1 protein-coding gene is annotated in these 1,766 nt (G+C 67.2%); it reads left to right on the plus strand.

Translation table 11 applies throughout. The features are described from left to right. A partial coding sequence (locus CH275_RS26710) for an acetyl/propionyl/methylcrotonyl-CoA carboxylase subunit alpha (RefSeq protein ID WP_218828828.1) occupies positions 1-1,766 on the plus strand: 1,766 nt, incomplete at both ends.

Consider the following 1,766-nt stretch of genomic DNA (forward strand, 5'->3'; position numbering starts at 1 on the left):
AAGGTTCTTGTTGCCAATCGTGGTGAGATCGCGGTTCGGGTGATCCGGGCGGCTGCTGATGCCGGGTTGGCCAGTGTCGCTGTGTATGCCGAGCCCGATGCCGATGCTCCGTTCGTGCGCCTTGCCGATGAAGCGTTCGCGCTCGGTGGGCAGTCGTCGGCGGAGTCGTATTTGGTGATCGACAAAATCCTCGACGCGGCCGCCAAGTCCGGTGCCGATGCCATCCACCCCGGCTACGGGTTCTTGTCCGAGAACGCCGACTTCGCCCAAGCGGTGATCGACGCCGGCCTGATCTGGATCGGACCCTCCCCACAGTCGATCCGCGACCTCGGTGACAAGGTCACCGCCCGCCACATCGCCGCCCGCGCCAAAGCACCGTCGGTGCCGGGCACGTCCGAGCCGGTGAAGGACGCCGACGAAATCTTGGCGTTCGTCGACGAACACGGCCTGCCGATCGCGATCAAAGCCGCGTTCGGTGGCGGCGGCCGCGGCATGAAAGTCGCCCGCACCCGCGAGGAGATCCCGGAGCTGTTCGATTCCGCGACCCGCGAAGCGGTCGCGGCGTTCGGGCGTGGGGAATGCTTCGTCGAGCGTTACCTCGACAAGCCCCGCCACGTCGAAGCGCAGGTCATCGCCGATCAGCACGGCAACGTCGTCGTCGCAGGCACCCGCGACTGCTCCCTGCAGCGCCGCTTCCAGAAACTCGTCGAGGAAGCCCCCGCCCCGTTCCTCACCGACGCCCAACGCAAGGAAATCCACTCCAGCGCCAAAGCGATCTGCCTCGAAGCCGGCTACTACGGTGCCGGGACCGTGGAATACCTCGTCGGCCAGGACGGGCTCGTCTCGTTCCTCGAGGTCAACACCCGCCTGCAGGTCGAGCATCCCGTCACCGAGGAAACCTCCGGCATCGACCTGGTGCTGCAACAGTTCCGCATCGCCAACGGCGAGGAACTGTCCATCACCGAGGACCCCGAGCCGCGGGGGCATTCGTTCGAGTTCCGGATCAACGGCGAAGACGCCGGGCGTGGGTTCCTGCCCGCTCCCGGACCGGTCACCACCTTCACCGCCCCCTCCGGTCCGGGGGTGCGGGTCGATTCCGGTGTCGAATCCGGCTCGGTGATCGGTGGCCAGTTCGATTCGATGCTCGCCAAGCTCATCGTCACCGGAGCCACCCGCGAGGAAGCGTTGGCTCGGTCGCGTCGGGCGTTGGCGGAGTTCACCGTCGAAGGATTGGCGACGGTGATCCCGTTCCACGCTGCGGTGGTCTCCGATCCGGCGTTCATCGGCGACGGGGAATCGTTCGACGTGCACACCCGGTGGATCGAAACCGAATGGGACAACCAGGTTCCCCCGTTCACCGCGGGGCAGCCGATCGACGACGAGGAGGTGCTGCCGCGGCAGTCCGTCGTCGTCGAGGTCGGGGGCCGACGCGTCGAGGTCTCCCTGCCCGGGGAACTGTCCCTCGGCGGCGGCGGCAACGGCGGTGGTGCTGCGGGAGCGGTACGCCGCAAACCGAAACCGCGTACCCGTGGTGGTGCCGGAGCCGGAGCCGCCTCCGGTGACGCGGTGACCGCACCGATGCAGGGCACCGTGGTCAAAGTCGCTGTCACCGAAGGCCAAACCGTCGACGCCGGGGACCTCATCGCCGTCCTGGAAGCGATGAAAATGGAAAACCCCGTCACCGCCCACAAAGCAGGCACCGTCACCGGCCTGACCGTCACCGCAGGCGACGCCATCACCCAAGGCACCGTCCTCACCGAAATCAA

The organism is Rhodococcus sp. 06-235-1A (assembly GCF_002258785.1).
Lineage (GTDB): Bacteria > Actinomycetota > Actinomycetes > Mycobacteriales > Mycobacteriaceae > Rhodococcoides.